Source organism: Lysobacter sp. K5869 (assembly GCF_018847975.1).
GTDB lineage: Bacteria > Pseudomonadota > Gammaproteobacteria > Xanthomonadales > Xanthomonadaceae > Lysobacter.
In genome coordinates, this window is the sequence record NZ_CP072597.1 from 2,805,358 (window position 1) to 2,822,093 (window position 16,736).

Consider the following 16,736-nt stretch of genomic DNA (forward strand, 5'->3'; position numbering starts at 1 on the left):
GTGTCCTTCAGTCGGTAAGGGCGGTGGCGGAGGTGGATTCGGGCGCGCCGGCGTCGGCGCCGTCGGCTTCGCGCGCGGCGCGCCCGGGCGAGACCTGCGCGCGGCGCTGCTGCATCGCCCACAGCGCGGCGTAGCGGCCGCCGGCGGCGAGCAGTTCGGCGTGGCTGCCGCGCTCGGCGATGCGGCCGGCTTCCAGCACCACGATCAGATCGGCGTCGACCACGGTCGAGAGGCGGTGGGCGATCACCAGCGCGGTGCGGCCCTGCGCGGCCTGTTCGAGTTCGCGCTGGATCTCGTTCTCGGTGTGCGCGTCCAGGGCCGAGGTGGCCTCGTCGAAGATCAGGATCGCCGGCCGCTTGAGCAGGGTGCGGGCGATGGCGATGCGCTGTTTTTCGCCGCCGGACAGCTTGAGCCCGCGTTCGCCCACGCCGGTGTCGTAGCCCTGCGGCAGCGCCTGGATGAAGTCGTGGATGCGCGCGGCGCGCGCGGCTTCGATCACGTCCTCGCGGCTGGCGTCGGGGCGGCCGTAGGCGATGTTGTAGTACAGCGATTCGTTGAACAGCACGGTGTCCTGCGGCACCACGCCGATGCGCCGGCGCAGCGAATCGGCGGTCACCTCGCGCAGGTCCTGGCCGTCGATCAGCACGCGCCCGCCGTCGGGGTCGTAGTGGCGGTACAGCAGCCGCGCCAAGGTCGATTTGCCCGCGCCGGTGCTGCCGACCACGGCCACGGTGCGGCCGCTGGGGATGGTCAGGTCGATGCCGGACAGAATCTCGCGCTCGCCGTAACGAAAGCGCACGTTCTCGAACCGCACCTCGCCCGCGCCCACGCGCAGCGCCGGCGCATCGGGTTGGTCGCGCACGTCCACCGGTTCGTCGAGCAGCGCGAACATGCGCTCCAGGTTGGCCAGCATCTGCTTGCCTTCGCGGTAGACCACGCCCAGGTAGCTCAGCGGCGCGGCCATCTGCAGCAGGTAGGCGTTGACCAGGACCAGATCGCCCAGGCTCATGCGCCCGTCGACCACGCCCGCGGTGGCTCGCCACAGCAGCGCGGTCAGGCCCACGGCGATGATCGCGGACTGGCCGATGCCCATCAGCGAAGCGGCCTTGAGGCTGCGCACCGCGGTGTCTTCCAGTTCGCGCAGGCGGTGGTCGAAGCGCTGGGTTTCGAACGCCTCGTTGTTGAAGTACTTGACCGTCTCGTAGTTCAGCAGCGAATCGACCGCGCCGGCGCTGGTCTCGGTGTTGGCCTCGTTCATTTGCCGGTACCAGCGCAGCCGCCACTCGGTCATGCGGTAGGTGAAAGCCAGGTACACGGCGAGCGTGACCAGGGTGATCGCGGCGAACGAGAGGTCGTAGCCGACGATCAGGACCGCGGCGATCAGGCCCAGCTCGACCAGGGTCGGCACCACCATGTACAGCACGGTGTCGAGCAGTTCGGAGATCGAGCCCATGCCGCGTTCCAGGTCGCGGCCGACCGCGCCGGTGCGGCGGTCGAGGTGGAAGCGCAGGCTCAGCGCGTGCAGATGCTGGAACACTCGCAACCCGACCTCGCGCGAGCTGCGCGCCAGCACCCGCGCGAACACGATGGTGCGCAGCTCCTGCAGCAGCGAGGACGCCAGCCGCAGCGCGCCGTAGGCCATCAGCAGCGCGGCCGGCACGGTCAGCGCGGTCGGCTTCATTTCCAGCGCGTCGATCAGCTGCTTGAGCACCAGCGGGATCGCGACCATGGCCAGCTTGGTGCCCAGCACCAGCGCCAGACCGAGCAGCAGGCGGCCGCGGTAATGCCACACCGTCGGCAGCAGGCGGCGCAGGACGGCGAGGGCGGAACCGCTGGCGGTCGGGGCGGCGGGGGAGGGGGCGGACTCGTTCATCGACCTGCGCGGTACGGGGGCGGGGCGAGGGCGGGGCGGCGGACCGTGCATGCATCGCCGGCCTTGCGAGCCGCGGCGAGCAGACTGGCCGCGGGAGCGATCTCGGTGGCGCCGCCCGCGCGACGCGAGCGGCCCGGCGCGTGGCGAGGCTCGCCGCAGCCCGAGGCGCCGAGATCCGCGCGACCTTCGGCCCGACGGCCCTTGCGGTCGCCGCCGTCCATCCGCGCCGACCACAGCGCCCGGCAGCCGCGCGGCGCGCGGCCGGCTTCCCTGATTCCCATCACGTCCCCACGCAGATGGCGTCCTTGAAGCAGCCACAGTACCGCAGGCGAGCGCAATTCCCGTGTGCGCCCCGTCGCGGTCCGGCGGGCGACGAACGGTTGACTTGGCCCCGCCGCGTCCCCAACTATTAGCGACTGCGACGCGGCATCCGGCCGCATCCCCCAGAGTCTTTAGGTGGCCCGCGCCAACCCGCCGGCCGAGCGTGCGACATGGACACTACCCGCGCCCATCGCTGACCCCCGCCCAGGCCCCGCTCACGCAGGCGCCCCCGCGGCGCTTTTTTCTTGTCCGACGCGTTCCGCGGACTCCCGATTTCCCCCTGTAGGAGCGGCGCAAGCCGCGACCGCGCCGCCGCCCGCCGCGCCGCAACCGCGGCCGACCGCGCAGCCACCGACCTCACGCTCTGCGAACCACGAAGCCATGATCGCCATTACCCTCCCCGACGGCAGCCGCCGCGAATTCGACCACCCCGTTTCCGTCATGGACGTCGCCGCCTCGATCGGCGCCGGCCTGGCCAAGGCCACCGTCGCCGGCGAAGTCGACGGCAAGCTGGTCGACGCCAGCGACCGCATCGACCACGACGCCACGCTGCGCATCATCACGCCCAAGGATCCCGAAGGCGTCGAAATCATCCGCCACTCCTGCGCCCATCTGGTCGGCCACGCGGTCAAGCAGTTGTACCCGACCGCCAAGATGGTGATCGGCCCGGTCATCGAGGAAGGCTTCTACTACGACATCTGGTACGAGCGCCCGTTCACCCCGGACGACATGGCCGCGATCGAAGCGCGCATGATCGAGCTGATCGACAAGGACTACGACGTGATCAAGAAGGTCACGCCGCGCGAGGAAGTGGTCGCCGTGTTCCAGTCGCGCGGCGAGGACTACAAGCTGCGTCTGGTCGAGGACATGCCCGACGAGAAGGCGATGGGCCTGTACTACCACGAGGAATACGTGGACATGTGCCGCGGCCCGCACGTGCCCAACACGCGCTTCCTCAAGGCGTTCAAGCTGACCCGCATCTCCGGCGCGTACTGGCGCGGCGATTCCAAGAACGAACAGCTGCAGCGCATCTACGGCACCGCCTGGGCCGACAAGAAGCAGCTCGCCGCCTACATCCAGCGCATGGAAGAGGCCGAGAAGCGCGACCACCGCAAGATCGGCAAGCAGCAGGATCTGTTCCACCTGCAGGAAGAAGCGCCGGGCCTGGTGTTCTGGCACCCCAAGGGCTGGTCGATCTGGCAAGTGGTCGAGCAGTACATGCGCAAGGTCTATCGCGACAGCGGCTACGGCGAAGTGCGTTGCCCGCAGATCCTCGACGTGTCGCTGTGGCAGAAGTCCGGCCACTGGGACAACTACAAGGAGAACATGTTCTTCACCGAGTCGGAGAAGCGCACCTACGCGGTCAAGCCGATGAACTGCCCGGGCCACGTGCAGGTGTTCAACCAGGGCTTGCACAGCTACCGCGATCTGCCGATCCGTTACGGCGAGTTCGGTTCCTGCCATCGCAACGAACCGTCCGGCGCGCTGCACGGCATCCTGCGCGTGCGCGGCTTCACTCAGGACGACGGCCACATCTTCTGCCTGGAAGATCAGATCGAAGCCGAAGTGACCGCGTTCCATCAGCAAGCGCTGGCGGTGTACGGCGACTTCGGTTTCGACGACATCCAGATCAAGATCGCGCTGCGCCCCGACTCGCGCCTCGGCGACGACGCGACCTGGGACAAGGCCGAAGCCGCGCTGCGCAGCGCGCTGTCGGCGTGCGGCGTGGAGTGGCAGGAATTGCCGGGCGAAGGCGCGTTCTACGGCCCGAAGATCGAGTACCACTTGAAAGACGCGATCGGCCGCACGTGGCAGCTCGGCACGATGCAGGTCGACTTCATGATGCCGGGCCGCTTGGGCGCGGAGTACGTGGACGAAAACAGCCAGCGCCGCACGCCGGTCATGCTGCACCGGGCCATCGTCGGTTCGATGGAGCGTTTCATCGGCATTTTGATCGAGCACCACGCCGGCCAATTCCCGGCTTGGCTGGCGCCGGTCCAGGCGGCGGTGCTCAACATCACCGACGCCCAGGGCGATTATGTGGAAGACGTCCGGAAACTCCTTGCAAATCAAGGGTTCCGGGTCGAGGCCGATTTGCGAAACGAAAAAATCGGCCGTAAGATTCGCGAGCACACGCTGCAGCGCGTGCCGTACCTGCTCGTGGCCGGCGACCGCGAGAAGGAGACCGGCACGATCGCGGTGCGCACGCGGGGTGGGGAGGACCTGGGGACGATGACCGTCGCCGAGTTCGCTTCGCGTCTTATGAGCGAGCGAGCCTGACCCGGCCGGCCGCCACCCGCGCGCAGCGCTACGACCTCCGTCCCGGCCAAGCCGGGACGGCCCTAGACGCGTAACATCGCGTTTTCATTGGAGATTGCAACAATCAGTACCCCTGAGAAGCCGAATCGAAAGAACCAGGAAATCCGCGTCCCGCGCGTGCGCGTGATCGGCAGCGACGGCGAGATGATCGGCGTGCTCACGCGCGACGAAGCCCTGCGCATGGCCGAAGAGGAAGACCTGGATCTGGTCGAAATCCAGCCCAACGCCGATCCGCCGGTCTGCAAGATCATGGATTTCGGCAAGTTCCGCTTCGAGATGCAGAAGAAGGCCAACGAGGCCAAGAAGAAGCAGAAGCAGGTCGAGATCAAGGAACTCAAGTTCCGTCCGGTCACCGACGAGGGCGACTACCAGATCAAGCTGCGCAACATGCGCCGTTTCCTGGAAGAGGGCGACAAGGTCAAGGTCAACATCCGCTTCCGCGGCCGCGAAATGAGCCATCAGGAGCTCGGTCGCGAAATGGCGGCGCGGATCGAGGCCGACCTGGGCGAGGACATCGTGGTCGAGTCGCGTCCGCGCCTGGAAGGGCGGCAGATGGTCATGATGATCGCGCCGAAGAAGAAGACCTGAACCGGCCGCTTCCCCGTCCGCGGGGAAGCGCGCAGGTGCGGTCCGGGGTGGGACTGAGTTCCCAATCCCCTGATTTGCCTGAAAATATTTGCAAGCCCGGCGCCCAGCCCGCATACTATGCGGCCCGGTTCACCGGGTTTGTTGTATGCAGATGCACGGACCTGTCGTAGATTCTTTGTAAATCAGCGACTTACAAGCCGGCAAGGGCAGGACGGAAAGAGTGGCAGCACGCAAGCCGTGCCCCGCCACCGCCCAGGCCAGTGACATAAAACCATCCGAAAGGACATCGCAATGCCCAAGATCAAGACCAATCGGGCGGCGGCCAAGCGCTTCCGGAAGACCGCTTCCGGCAAGTACAAGTGCGGCCACGCCAATAAGAGCCACATCCTCACCAAGAAGGCGACCAAGCGGAAGCGCAACCTGCGGCAGACGAACCATGTTCGTGCCGAGGACGCGGGCCGTCTGGACCGCATGCTTCCGTATTTGTGAGGAGACTGAAAAATGGCACGAGTTAAGCGTGGTGTTACGGCGCGTCGCCGTCACAAGAAAATCCTGAAGCAGGCCAAGGGCTACTACAACGCCCGCCGCAAGGTCTTCCGCGTCGCCAAGCAGGCGGTGACGAAGGCTCTGCAGTACGCCTACATCGGTCGTAAGCAGAAGAAGCGCAATTTCCGTTCGCTGTGGATCACCCGCATCAACGCGGCGGCCCGCATCAACGGCATGAGCTACAGCCGTTTCATCAACGGCCTGCTGAAGGCCGGCATCACCCTCGACCGTAAGGTGCTGGCGGACATCGCCGTGCACGACGCGAAGGGTTTTGCGGCTCTGGCGGAAAAGGCGAAGAGCGCGCTCGCGGCTTGATGCGGGTCCCTCCGCAAGAGCCCGCACATCCATGTGCGGACTTTTGAAGAAGAGGAACCACAACGGCATGGGGAAGGGCGCGAGTCCTTCCCCATTGTCGTTTCTGGGCCCCGGAAATCGGGCCGTCGAACTCTCCAGGAGGACACGATGAAAGGAATCTCCAAGCGCGGCCGGCGCGGTGTCTGGACGCTGGCGTTGCTGGGCGGCATGGCGGGATCGGCGGCGGTCGCGGCGCAGGCGTCGGACGCGCGCGCGCAGCGCGACGCCGACGCGCTCCAGCGCTTCGGCGAAGTGATGCTGGCCAAGGGCCGCAACGAGCAATGCAAGGTGCTGGACGAATCGCGCACCCAGCGGTTCGACGACGACGTCGCGGCGATCATCAAGAAGCTGGAAAAGCGGGTGCCGGCTCAGCAACTGCTCGGCGTGGCGCTCAACGCGACGATCGCGACCGGGGCGCCGGAATCGGCGGCCGGTTGCGACGAAGCGACGAAGCGGATGGTCGAAGCGGGCAGCGAACAGGCGAGGACCTGGGCGGAGGAACTCCGCGGCGGTCGATCGCGAGGCAATTCAACGCAAGGCAAGTGAAAGGAAACCCGAGCACATGGCGCAGATCGAGCAACTGACCCAGCACGCGCTGGCCGACATCGCGGCGGCGGATTCTCCCGACGCCATCGAAGCGCTGCGCGTGTCCCTGCTCGGCAAGTCCGGCAGCGTCACCGCCCAGCTCAAGCAACTCGGCGGGTTGCCGGCGGACGAGCGCAAAGCCGCGGGCGAGGCGATCAACAAGGCGCGCGACGCGCTGACCGAAGCGCTGGCGCAGCGCAAGAGCGCGCTCGACGATGCCGCGCTCGACCTGCGTCTGGCCGCGGAAACCATCGATGTGACCTTGCCGGGCCGCGACGCCGCGCGCGGCGGCCTGCATCCGGTCAGCCGCACCATGGAGCGCATGGCCGACATCTTCGGCCGGCTCGGTTTCGAGTTGGCCGACGGCCCGGAAATCGAAGACGACTGGCACAACTTCGAAGCGCTCAACTTCCCGCCGCACCATCCGGCGCGGGCGATGCACGACACGTTCTACTTCCCGCACGACAGCGCCGGCGTCGCGCGCCTGCTGCGCACCCACACCTCGGGCATGCAGGTGCGCTACATGCTGCAGCACAAGCCGCCGCTGCGCATGATCGCGCTGGGCAAGGTGTACCGCAGCGACAGCGACCAGACCCACACGCCGATGTTCCACCAGTGCGAAGGCCTGCTGATCGACGAGCACTCCAGCTTCGCCGACCTCAAGGGCACCCTGGCCGAATTCGTGCGCGCGTTCTTCGAGCGCGATTTCGAGATGCGCTTTCGTCCGAGCTATTTCCCCTTCACCGAGCCTTCGGCCGAAGTCGACATCGCCTGGCAGCAGGCCGACGGCAGCACCCGCTGGCTGGAAGTGCTGGGCTGCGGCATGGTCCACCCGAACGTGCTGCGCAACGTCGGCATCGATCCGGAGCGCTACACCGGCTATGCGTTCGGCATGGGCGTGGAGCGGCTGACGATGCTGCGTTACGGCGTGGACGATTTGCGTAGCTTCTTCGAGAACGATGTGCGGTTCTTGAGGCAGTTCGCCTGAGGGGCCGGGACGAAGAGCGGGGTTGGGGGTTGGGGAACTGCGGTTGCGCAGTAGTTTCGATCCCGACGCCCTCCGGCTCTTTCGTCCCCACAGTTCCCTAACCCCGCTTCTTTCTTCCCGCTTTGCTTCCCCCGGTTCCCAACCCATGAAATTCAGCGAAAACTGGCTCCGCCAGCACGTCCCGACCGCCGCCACGCGCGATGAGCTCGCCGCGACCCTGACCGCGATCGGGCTGGAAGTGGAAGAAGTGACCGCGCTCGGCGCGGCGCTCGACGGTGTCGTCGTCGCCCGCATCGTCAGCGCCGAGCGCCATCCGGAGGCCGACCGCCTGCAGGTGTGCTCGGTCGATACCGGCCACGGCACCGTGCAGGTCGTGTGCGGCGCGCCGAACGCGCGCGCCGGCCTGATCGCGCCGCTGGCCACGGTCGGCGCGAACCTGCCCGGCGGCATCGCGATCAAGGCGGCCAAGCTGCGCGGCGTGGAATCGTTCGGCATGCTGTGCTCGGCCAAGGAACTCGGCATCGACGCCGACGCCTCCGGCCTGCTGGAACTGCCGGCCGACGCGCCGGTCGGCCAGCCGCTGGCGCAGTACCTCGGCCTGCCCGACGCCAGCATCGAAATCAAACTGACCCCGAACCGCGCCGACTGCTTCAGCGTGCGCGGCATCGCCTTCGACGTCGCCGCCGCCACCGGCAGCGCGGTGACGCCGCTGGCGATCGAGCCGGTGCCGGCGACGATCGACGCGGCGCTGACGGTCGAACTCGACGCCGGCGCGGACGTGCCGCGCTACTGCGGCCGGGTCATCGAAGGCGTCGACGCGACCGCGCCGACGCCGGTGTGGATGGCCGAGCGCCTGCGCCGCAGCGGCGTGCGCCCGGTGTCGTTCCTGGTCGACGTGACCCAGTACGTGATGCTCGAAATCGGCCAGCCGATGCACGCCTTCGACCGCGACACCCTGGCCGGGCCGGTCGGCGCGCGCCGCGCGCGCAAGGGCGAGGCGACCAAGCTGCTCAACGCCCAGGACGTAACGCTCGACGAGCAGTTCATCGTCATCACCGACGGCGCCGGCGCCGCCCAGCGCGTGGTCGCGCTCGGCGGGGTGATGGGCGGCTACGACAGCCGCGTCACCGACGCCACCCGCAACGTGTTCCTGGAGGCCGCGCACTTCGCCCCGGCCGCGATCATCGGTCGCGGCCGCAAGCTCGGCCTGCACACCGACGCTGGCCACCGCTTCGAGCGCGGCGTCGATCCGGAACTGCCGCGCACCGCGATCGAATACGCGACCCGGCTGATCCTCGACATCGCCGGCGGCGCGCCCGGCCCGCTGACCGAATCGGCGCTGCCCGAGCACCTGCCGCATCCGCGCCCGGTGACGCTGCGCCGCGCGCGGCTGGCGCGCGTGCTCGGCATGAGCGTCGCCGACGCCGAAGTCGAACGCATCCTCAAAGCGCTGGGCCTGAAGGTCGAGGCCAGCGACGACGGCTGGCGCGTGACCCCGCCGAGCCGCCGCTTCGACATCGCCATCGAAGAAGACCTGATCGAGGAAATCGCCCGCATCCACGGCTACGACGCGATCCCGACCACGTTGCCGGGCGGCGCCTCGCGCCTGATCGCGCCGACCGAGACCCGCGTCGACGCGCTCACCGTGCGCCGGCAGATGGCCGCGCGCGACTACCTGGAAGCGGTCAACTACGCCTTCGTCGACGCCGCGTGGCTGGAACTGTGGCAGGCGGGCGAGGGCGCGGTGGCGCTGGCCAATCCGCTCAGCGCCGAACTCGGGGTGATGCGCACCATGCTGCTGCCGGGGCTGGTCGCCGCGCTCGCGCGCAACGCCGCGCGCCAGCAGGGGCGGGTGCGCCTGTTCGAGCTCGGCAACGTGTTCCATGCGGTGTCCGGCGAAGCGCCGCGCGAGACCCCGCGCATCGCCGCCGCGGTCTGCGGCAGCGCCGGCGCCGAGCAGTGGAGCCGGGCGGCGCAGCCGGTCGGCTTCCACGACCTGCGCGGCGATCTCGACAGCCTCGCCGCGGCCGCCGCCGCGCGCCTGGAGTACCGCCCGACGGCGCCGTCGTGGGCGCACCCGGGCCGCAGCGCCGATGTCTGGCGTGTGGACGGCGGACGCGAGCTGCGCCTGGGCTGGATCGGCCAGTTGCACCCGCGCCTGCAGCGCGCGCTGGACCTGGACGGCGAGGTCATCGCGTTCGAGCTGGATCTGGCCGGGCTGACCGAGCGGGCCGTGGCCAAGGCCGGTGCACAGTCCAAGTACCCGTCCGTGCGCCGCGATCGCGCGTTCATCGTCGCCGATTCGGTGCCGTGGGCGGCCATTCAGGCGACCGTTCAGGCCGCCGCCGGCGCCAGCCTGCGTGAGCTGGTGCTGTTCGACCGCTACCAGGGCAAGGGCGTGGAAACCGGATTCAAGAGTCTCGCTATGGGCTTGATTCTGCAGGATGAATCGCGCACCCTGACCGACCGGGACGTGGATGCCGTGGTGGCCGAAGTGACCGCCGCGGTGGAACGCGAACACGGCGCCAAGCTGCGCGGCTGACGCCTCGCGCGACCGTCACGGTCCGGACGTTATTCAGAGGTCACCATGGCACTTACCAAAGCGGAAATGGCGGAGCGGTTGTTCGACGAAGTCGGACTGAACAAGCGCGAAGCCAAGGAGTTCGTCGACGCGTTCTTCGATGCGTTGCGCGAGGCGTTGGAGCAGGGGCGTCAGGTCAAGCTGTCGGGTTTCGGCAACTTCGATCTGCGCCGCAAGAACCAGCGCCCGGGCCGCAATCCGAAGACCGGCGAAGAGATCCCGATTTCCGCGCGCACGGTGGTGACCTTCCGTCCGGGCCAGAAGCTCAAGGAACGGGTCGAGGCGTACAGCGGAGGCGAACATGCTGGATCCGGGCAGTAACCGCGAACTTCCGCCGATTCCGGCCAAGCGCTACTTCACCATCGGTGAGGTCAGCGAGCTGTGCGACGTCAAGCCGCACGTGCTGCGTTACTGGGAGACCGAGTTTCCCACCCTCAACCCGGTCAAGCGCCGCGGCAACCGTCGCTACTACCAGCGCCACGAAGTGCTGATGGTGCGGCAGATCCGCGGCTTGCTGTACGAACAGGGCTACACCATCGGCGGCGCGCGCCTGCGTCTGGAGGGCGAAGCGGCGAAGGACGAATCGGCGCTGTCCTCGCAGATCGTCAAGCAGGTGCGGATGGAACTGGAAGAAGTGCTGCAGCTGCTGCGGCGCTGAAGTCGGAACGGGACATCGGCGATCGCTCCGAACTCGGCGATCCCTCAGTTCCCCAATCCCGATTCCCCATTCCCTGCTTCTAACCGCTATACTTGCCGCCCGCTCGCACGAGCGGACATCGCAATTCACGTCGGGGCGTAGCGCAGCCTGGTAGCGCATCTGCCTGGGGGGCAGAGGGTCGTCGGTTCAAATCCGGCCGTCCCGACCACTTGCGAAGTCGCGGTACCGAAGCCCTGGCGAAAGCCGGGGTTTTTCGTTTTCGGGGTTTGCGTCGCGTCGCCGACGTTCGCGAATGCGTCATCGCATTGGCGGCTGTCGCCGCAGGTCTCGCGGGGCGGCGTTCCGGCCCGCCGCTGCCCGCTCCGGCGCAGCGAAAACCTCGCGGCTTCCGCGCCGCATCGCAGCCTCTGCGAACCCCTCGCGCGATCATGACGGACAGGGCCGACGGCCGTGTCCCCGAACCGGCGGGGCTGGATGCCGGCGCTGCGAGGAAGCCTTCCCATGACCCCGACGCCGCTGGAACGCACCGGCGAATTCGAGCGCACCGACAACGGCTGGGTGCTCAAGTTCTGGATCCGCGAGGACGCCGGCCTGCGCCTGCGCCACGAAGTGTTCGACGACACCCCGGCGCTGCTGCGCCGGATCTACGAAGTGTTCGGGCGGGCGGGACCCGAGGCCAAGGCGGCAGGCTGACCGGCGAGGCGACGCGGTCGGGCGGGGCGGGCTCGGGCGGCCCGGAGCCGCGAGGGCGGGAAAGCCGCCGGCTTGAGCTTCCCCGCACGGGGCCGGCGAGCTGCGGTGTTTTGTCGCGGATCCGGGGTCTTGCGAATAATTGAACGACGTTCAAAAATGATCGTAGTTCAGTCAGGCGCCCTGCCATGCCCGCTTCCCCGACCGCCTCCGCCCCCACGCCCGGCCGCCGCGAACGCAAGCGCGGCCAGACCCTCGACCATCTCGCCGCCACCGCGTTCGCCCTGTTCGAGGCGCAGGGCTTCGAGGCGGTGACCATGGAGCAGGTGGCCGCCGCCGCCGATGTCGCCAAAGGCACGCTCTACAACCATTTCCCGCTCAAGGAAGCGCTGCTGGCGCACCAGTTCCATGCCGAAATCGCGCAGGCGATGGGCGCGGACCTGACCGCGAGCCTGAGCGCGCCGGAAGGCTTTACCGCGCGGCTGTCGGGCTGGCTGGAGGCGTCGGCGCGCTGGTGTGTGGGCCGTCGCGCGTACTTGCCGCATTACCTGCGTTACCGCTTCCTCAGCCTCCACCCGGGCGACCGCGCCGGCGACGGATCGCGCAGCGGCATGGAGCGCTTGTTCGAGGCGCTGATCGACGCCGGCCAGCGCGACGGCGAATTGCGCGCGGACCTGCCGGCCGCGCATCTGGCGGCGCTGTTGCAGCATCTCTACCTCGGCGCGCTGATGCGCTGGGTCGCGCTGCCGGCGCAAGACGGCGACAGCGCGCGCCTGGATCACGAGTTCGCCGCCATCGTCGAGCTGTTCGTGCACGGCGCCGGCCGCGCCCGGAACGGCGCGTGAGCGCGCTGCTGGATTGGCCCGCCGCCGCGCGCGCCGGCGCCGCACAGGCCGGCGGCAAGGGCTGGCAGCTCGCGCGCATGGCCGCGCTCGGTGTGCACGTGCCCGACGGCTTCGTGATCGCCGCCGACGCCAGCCGCGACCGCGCGCGCGGCGCGCAGGCGGCGGCGACGCTGCGCGCGGAACTCGCGGCCGAACTGCTGCGCCGCGGCTGGGGCGAGCGCGCGCTGGCGGTGCGTTCCTCGGCGCCGCACGAGGATTCCGAGCGCGCTTCGTTCGCCGGCATCCACCGTTCCTGCCTCAACGTGCGCGGCTTGGACGCCTTGCTGGACGCGCTGGTCGAGGTGTGGGATTCGGCGCACGAACCCGCCGCCGCGGCGTATCGCCAACGTTTCGGCGTCGCCGCCGACGACACCGCGATGGCGGTCGTGGTGATGCCGCTGCTGGCGGCGACGGCTTCGGGCGTAGCGTTCACCTGCGATCCGCTCGAAGGCCGCGACGACCGTTTGCTGATCAACGCGCATTGGGGCTTGGGCGAGGCGTTGGTCGGCGGTCAGGCCGACGCGGACGAATACCGGCTGCGCCTGCGTCCGATCGAGCGCACGCCGGAGCTGATCGAACAGCGCATCGGCGCCAAGCGCCGCTACAGCCGCGAACGCGACGGCGGCGGCACCGAGTTGGCCGACACGCCGGCCGCGCGCGCCGATGCCGCGGTGCTGCAACCGGCGCAGGCCGAGCGGGTGGCGGCGCTGGCGCTCGACGCCGCGCGCGCGCTCGACTTCGCCCGGCCGCGTTACGACATCGAGTGGGTGTGGGACGGCGCTCAGGTGTGGATCGTGCAGGCGCGGCCGGTCACCGCCGCGGCGCGCCACACCTACCCGGCGCTGCGCGCGCAACCGCGCTGGTGGACGCGCGGCAACACCCGCGAGATCCTGCCCGAACCGTTGTCGGCGCTGGATTGGTCGATGTATTCCATCGCCGCCGAACGCATGCTCGGTCTGGGCTACCGGCTGGGCGGTTATCGATCGCTCGACGGCGTGCCGCACGCGGCCTTGCATCACGGGCGCGTGTATCTGGACGCGTCGCTGATCCAGTGGGAAGGCTGCGACGCCTACGGCATCGCGCCGGCGGCGATGAACGAATTGCTCGGCGGGCGTCAGCCGGCGATCGCGGCACCGCCCCCAACGCTGCGCCAACGCGCCGCGCGCGGCGTTCGTCTGCTGCGTTATCTGGCGCGCTCGCCGCGCTATCGCCGCGACGCGTTCGCGCAATTGCGGCAATGGCGCGAACGCACGGCGCAGTGGCGCGCGCAACCGCTGGATCAAGGCAATCGCGCGCTCGCTGCGTTGTTGCGCGAACGCAGCGCGCAGGTGCGCGGCGCCGACGCGCTGTTTTTCCTGCAAGGCTCGGCCGGCGGTAGCCTCAGCGGCTTGGTCGGAATGATCGAGAAAATCCGCCCGGGCGAAGGCCACGCCTTGGCCGCGGCGCTGATGGCCGGCGGCGAGCCCAGCGTGACCGCGCAGCAAGGCTACGACCTGATCGAACTGGCGGGACTCGCGGCGAAGGACGAAGCGGCGCAGCGCTGGTTGCGCGACCCCGCGCGCGAGGATGCGGCTTGGCGCGAGCGGCTGCCCATGGGCTGTTTCCGCCATGCGTTCGAGGCGTTCCTGGAACGCTACGGGCATCGCGCCATCGCCGAGAGCTATCTGCGCCAGCCGCGCTGGCGCGAGGAGCCGGGGTATTTGTTCGATCTGGCGTTGTCGCTGCAAGGACGCGATGCCGCGGCGCTGCGCTTGCGCCAAGCCGAAGCGTCGGCGCAAGCCTGGGCGATCCTCGGCGCGGCCGCTCCGGCGTGGCAGCGGCCGTTGTTGCGCAAGCTGCTCGCCGACGCGATCCGCGACGGCAATCAGCGCGAAGCTGCGCGCAGCGCGCTGATGGCCTGTTTCGAGGGTTTGCGGCGCCTCGCGCTGCGCTTGGGCGAGCGCTTGCGGCAGCTTGGCGCTTTGGATTGCGCGACCGACGTGTTCGAGTTGGCGGTCGAGGAGATCGCCGCCGCGGCCGAGGGCGCGCTGGCGCCCGCGCATGCGCGCGAACGCGCGCGCGAGCGGCTGCGCACGCGCGAGCGTCAGGCCGGCGAGCGCGAGCCGGACGTGATCGCCGAATACGCCGATGCCGCGCACATCGCATCGATGCGCGAGGCCGACGAAGCTGCGCCGACGACGGACGCGGGCTGGCGCGGCACGCCGGTGGGTGCGGGCCGCGCACGCGGCCGGGTGCGGATCGTGCGCGATCCGCGCGACGGCGTCGCGCTGGCGGCGGGCGAGGTGTTGGTCGCGCAGAGCACCGATCCGGCGTGGACGCCGCTGTTCCTGCAAGCCGGCGCGTTGGTGCTGGAAACCGGCGGGTTCCTGTCGCACGGCGCGATCGTCGCGCGCGAGTTCGGGATCGCGGCGGTGGCGAATCTGCCGGGAATTCTGGCGCAGTTGCGCGACGGCGAGCTGGTCGAGGTCGACGGGTTCCGCGGCACGGTGCGGCGGGTGGCGGAATGAGCGCGCGCCGCGGTTGAGCTAAAGACATCGGGGCCGAGCCTCTCCCGCGCTCGCGCGGGAAGGGCTTCGGCCCCGATGCTCGCTGTTCGGATCGCCGGAAAACCGCGCGATCAAGGATCCTCGACGGTGTACCCCGCCGCGCGCAGCTTATCCAGCAAGCCGCCGTTCTCGAGCAAATCCGCCACCGGCAGCGACGCGAACGTGCTGTTGTTCTTGGCGATGGCCTCTTGCGCGCGCGCGAGCCAGTGGGCGGTCACGCGCTGGCGCAGGTCGCCGAGGTTGAGGCGCTTGGCCACGCCGGTCGCGGCCAGCGCGTCCAGGCAGGTGCGGTACTGATCGCCCTGCGGCAGCGTGCGCAAGGTCGCGATGTCGCCGACCGCCCAGGCGTTGCCGCGCGCGCGCATCGCTTCCAGGTCGGTTTCGATGCGCGAGAGCGTCTTGGAAAAACACTCGCGGTCGTCCATCGCGCTGTCGGCGAATTCCTTCAGCGTGGCCTTGGGATCGTCGATCTTCAGCGTCACCCGCGCCTGCGTGACCGGCACGCCGTGTTGCTTGGCGGCCTTTTCGATCACCGGTTGGACCACGCCCTTGAGCGACATTCCCGATTGCTTGATCGCCGCTTCGTAGAGTTCCTGCGCGGCGAAGATCGGCCGCCATTTCTCCACGCCGCCGTCGCGGCCGATGTAGCGCGCCTTGAGCGTCGACCAGCGCGCGTACAGATCGGCGGGCACCACTTCGTCGAGGGTCTTGCCGTCCGGATTCTTGCGCGCCTTCAGCGCGGTGGGAATCAGCAGCATCGTGCGGAACATGCCCAACTCGGTGCCGAGGCTGACCGACGGCGGGGCGATGACTTCCTGCGAATCGGCGATGGTCGCCTCGACCTGGCGCGACAGCCAGGTCATGTCCTTGGGCAGCGGGCTGACCGTGCCGAGGATCCACAGCACATGGCCGCCACGCATCACTTTCCACAGGCCGGGGCCGGGTTGTTCGCCGGTGACCACGAGGGTGTCGAAATCGCGGATGTCGCCGGCGGGCGGGGTCGCTGCGGCGGGCGGCGCGGTCTGCGCCGCGGCCGTCGGCAACAGCGCCAGCAAGGCGAGGGCGGTGAGGGCGCGGCGCATCCTTGGCGTTCCTGAGGTGGGGGAGGAGGAGCGTGGCGGATCGTAGCCGGTCCGGGGCGTCGCCGGTATGCGCCATCTGTAACGGGGTCTAACGGGCCGTGGCGTTTGCGCGGTGCCGGCTTGGCGATTTCGCGATGTCGCTTGGTTTGCAAATGAGAACCATTGGCAACTAGACTGGGCGGGCCGGCGCATCCGGCGCGGGCGTTCCGGCTCGCGTCGGGGGATTCGCCGCGATCGGCAGGCCGCTGCCGGCGCCTTCCGATCGGCAGGTTCCACCCGCTCCGGCCCGGCCCGTCGCCGGCCGCTTTCACGACCCGAAGCCCGCAATGACGCAAAGCTCCGCCCCTCCCGCCGCCGCCGCCGCGCGCGTCCACGCCGCTGCGCCGCCGCGCAAGCCGCGCGCGCCGCTGTCCTGGCGCTATCGCGGCGCCGTCGCGGCGCGCAGCTTCGCCGCGATCGTCGTCGGCTATTTCTTCGCCTACGCCTTCACCGCGTTCGCCAGCATGGCGCTGCCGTTCTCGCGGGTGGACAGCGTGATCGCGGCGAGCCTGCTGAGCTTCTTCGTCTGGGCCGCGGTGGCGATGTACGCCTTCGCCGCGCGCAGCGCCTGGCGCGCGTGCTGGGCGCCGGCGGCGATCGCCGCGCTGTTGTTCTGGGCGGCCAAGCTGTGCGGCGCGCTCGCCTTGTTTCCGGGCTCGGCCCCGCCCGCGGCCTGAGGCGC

The 16,736-nt window shown here is 69.4% G+C and carries 15 protein-coding genes and 1 tRNA gene; 14 read left to right on the forward strand and 2 right to left on the reverse strand.

Features of this window, described 5'->3' with window-relative positions; all coding sequences use genetic code 11:
- Positions 1 to 7: 7 nt before the first annotated feature.
- Entirely contained in the window at positions 8 to 1,873 is a 1,866-nt protein-coding gene (locus tag J5226_RS12030; protein ID WP_255323066.1) for an ABC transporter ATP-binding protein/permease, read from the reverse strand.
- 702 nt (positions 1,874 to 2,575) lie between these two features.
- Here J5226_RS12030 and thrS point away from each other — a divergent pair.
- From thrS to J5226_RS12095, 13 genes are all read left to right on the forward strand, one after another.
- Positions 2,576 to 4,474 carry a threonine--tRNA ligase gene (gene thrS, locus J5226_RS12035; RefSeq protein ID WP_215840105.1) on the forward strand — a complete coding sequence of 633 codons (1,899 nt, stop codon included), beginning with the start codon at positions 2,576 to 2,578 and terminating at the stop codon, positions 4,472 to 4,474.
- A gap of 102 nt (positions 4,475 to 4,576) precedes the next feature.
- Complete coding sequence (infC, locus tag J5226_RS12040; protein WP_304414081.1) at positions 4,577 to 5,101, forward strand: translation initiation factor IF-3; 525 nt, start codon at positions 4,577 to 4,579, stop codon at positions 5,099 to 5,101.
- Positions 5,102 to 5,392: 291 nt separating this feature from the next.
- Positions 5,393 to 5,590: a 50S ribosomal protein L35 gene (gene rpmI, locus J5226_RS12045; protein WP_027083463.1), complete on the forward strand. Its 198-nt coding sequence runs from the start codon at positions 5,393 to 5,395 to the stop codon at positions 5,588 to 5,590.
- A gap of 12 nt (positions 5,591 to 5,602) precedes the next feature.
- A complete protein-coding gene (rplT, locus tag J5226_RS12050) occupies positions 5,603 to 5,962 on the forward strand; it encodes a 50S ribosomal protein L20 (protein WP_057948387.1) in 360 nt (119 codons plus the stop codon).
- A 195-nt stretch (positions 5,963 to 6,157) separates the two neighbouring features.
- Complete coding sequence (locus J5226_RS12055) at positions 6,158 to 6,547, forward strand: hypothetical protein (RefSeq protein ID WP_215840107.1); 390 nt, start codon at positions 6,158 to 6,160, stop codon at positions 6,545 to 6,547.
- A gap of 16 nt (positions 6,548 to 6,563) precedes the next feature.
- The gene (pheS, locus tag J5226_RS12060; RefSeq protein WP_215840108.1) at positions 6,564 to 7,574 is read left to right on the forward strand and encodes a phenylalanine--tRNA ligase subunit alpha; all 1,011 of its coding nucleotides are present in this window, start codon (positions 6,564 to 6,566) and stop codon (positions 7,572 to 7,574) included.
- A gap of 145 nt (positions 7,575 to 7,719) precedes the next feature.
- Complete coding sequence (gene pheT, locus J5226_RS12065; protein WP_215840109.1) at positions 7,720 to 10,116, forward strand: phenylalanine--tRNA ligase subunit beta; 2,397 nt, start codon at positions 7,720 to 7,722, stop codon at positions 10,114 to 10,116.
- A 45-nt stretch (positions 10,117 to 10,161) separates the two neighbouring features.
- Complete coding sequence (locus J5226_RS12070; protein ID WP_036101930.1) at positions 10,162 to 10,476, forward strand: integration host factor subunit alpha; 315 nt, start codon at positions 10,162 to 10,164, stop codon at positions 10,474 to 10,476.
- Positions 10,457 to 10,813: a MerR family transcriptional regulator gene (locus J5226_RS12075; protein WP_057948383.1), complete on the forward strand. Its 357-nt coding sequence runs from the start codon at positions 10,457 to 10,459 to the stop codon at positions 10,811 to 10,813. The genes J5226_RS12070 and J5226_RS12075 overlap by 20 nt, the downstream gene beginning before the upstream one ends.
- Positions 10,814 to 10,944: 131 nt before the next feature.
- Positions 10,945 to 11,021 (forward strand) — tRNA-Pro (locus J5226_RS12080).
- A 293-nt stretch (positions 11,022 to 11,314) separates the two neighbouring features.
- On the forward strand, positions 11,315 to 11,506 hold the full coding sequence (locus tag J5226_RS12085) for a hypothetical protein (protein ID WP_215840110.1): 192 nt from the start codon (positions 11,315 to 11,317) through the stop codon (positions 11,504 to 11,506).
- A 185-nt stretch (positions 11,507 to 11,691) separates the two neighbouring features.
- The gene (locus J5226_RS12090) at positions 11,692 to 12,348 is read left to right on the forward strand and encodes a TetR/AcrR family transcriptional regulator (protein WP_215840111.1); all 657 of its coding nucleotides are present in this window, start codon (positions 11,692 to 11,694) and stop codon (positions 12,346 to 12,348) included.
- A complete protein-coding gene (locus tag J5226_RS12095; protein ID WP_215840112.1) occupies positions 12,345 to 14,894 on the forward strand; it encodes a PEP/pyruvate-binding domain-containing protein in 2,550 nt (849 codons plus the stop codon). Before J5226_RS12090 ends, J5226_RS12095 begins: the two co-directional genes overlap by 4 nt.
- Positions 14,895 to 15,004: 110 nt before the next feature.
- Here the strand turns inward: J5226_RS12095 and J5226_RS12100 are convergent, their stop codons facing one another.
- Positions 15,005 to 16,015 carry a TraB/GumN family protein gene (locus J5226_RS12100; RefSeq protein ID WP_215840113.1) on the reverse strand — a complete coding sequence of 337 codons (1,011 nt, stop codon included), beginning with the start codon at positions 16,013 to 16,015 and terminating at the stop codon, positions 15,005 to 15,007.
- Between the two features lie 326 nt (positions 16,016 to 16,341).
- Between J5226_RS12100 and J5226_RS12105 the strand changes: the two genes are divergently transcribed.
- Entirely contained in the window at positions 16,342 to 16,731 is a 390-nt protein-coding gene (locus tag J5226_RS12105) for a hypothetical protein (protein WP_215840114.1), read from the forward strand.
- The last annotated feature ends 5 nt before the right edge of the window (positions 16,732 to 16,736 follow it).

Excerpts from the sequence above, each read along its gene's own strand:
- J5226_RS12100 (WP_215840113.1), bottom strand. The coding sequence starts at position 16,015 with ATGCGCCGCGCCCTCACCGCCCTCGCCTTGCTGGCGCTGTTGCCGACG.
- thrS (WP_215840105.1), top strand. The coding sequence starts at position 2,576 with ATGATCGCCATTACCCTCCCCGACGGCAGCCGCCGCGAATTCGACCAC.
- pheS (WP_215840108.1), top strand. The coding sequence starts at position 6,564 with ATGGCGCAGATCGAGCAACTGACCCAGCACGCGCTGGCCGACATCGCG.
- J5226_RS12070 (WP_036101930.1), top strand. The coding sequence starts at position 10,162 with ATGGCACTTACCAAAGCGGAAATGGCGGAGCGGTTGTTCGACGAAGTC.
- J5226_RS12105 (WP_215840114.1), top strand. The coding sequence starts at position 16,342 with ATGACGCAAAGCTCCGCCCCTCCCGCCGCCGCCGCCGCGCGCGTCCAC.
- J5226_RS12075 (WP_057948383.1), top strand. The coding sequence starts at position 10,457 with ATGCTGGATCCGGGCAGTAACCGCGAACTTCCGCCGATTCCGGCCAAG.
- J5226_RS12085 (WP_215840110.1), top strand. The coding sequence starts at position 11,315 with ATGACCCCGACGCCGCTGGAACGCACCGGCGAATTCGAGCGCACCGAC.
- rplT (WP_057948387.1), top strand. The coding sequence starts at position 5,603 with ATGGCACGAGTTAAGCGTGGTGTTACGGCGCGTCGCCGTCACAAGAAA.
- J5226_RS12090 (WP_215840111.1), top strand. The coding sequence starts at position 11,692 with ATGCCCGCTTCCCCGACCGCCTCCGCCCCCACGCCCGGCCGCCGCGAA.
- rpmI (WP_027083463.1), top strand. The coding sequence starts at position 5,393 with ATGCCCAAGATCAAGACCAATCGGGCGGCGGCCAAGCGCTTCCGGAAG.
- pheT (WP_215840109.1), top strand. The coding sequence starts at position 7,720 with ATGAAATTCAGCGAAAACTGGCTCCGCCAGCACGTCCCGACCGCCGCC.
- J5226_RS12030 (WP_255323066.1), bottom strand. The coding sequence starts at position 1,873 with ATGAACGAGTCCGCCCCCTCCCCCGCCGCCCCGACCGCCAGCGGTTCC.